This window comes from Butyricicoccus sp. AF35-5AC, assembly GCF_003477715.1.
Classification (GTDB): domain Bacteria; phylum Bacillota; class Clostridia; order Oscillospirales; family Butyricicoccaceae; genus Agathobaculum; species Agathobaculum butyriciproducens.
On record NZ_QUDX01000039.1, the window covers coordinates 1 to 229 of the forward strand.

A 229-nucleotide genomic window follows, 5' to 3' on the forward strand; every position below is an offset into this window, starting at 1 on the left:
TCCTCGTCCTTGCGGCCGATCATATTCTTGAACATTTCCTCTGCACTGAGTCTTGCCATTACTGTTCCCTCTCCTTCTCCACAAACTCCTTGACGAAATTCAGACAGTCATTCACAAAATTCCGGCTGGCCTCGGAAACGCGCTCGCCCTTGGTCTGTGCCTTGCTCTCGATGTAGTCAAACACGTTCTCCTGCACAGCCTGCGCTTCCTTGATGATCACGTTGCTGCG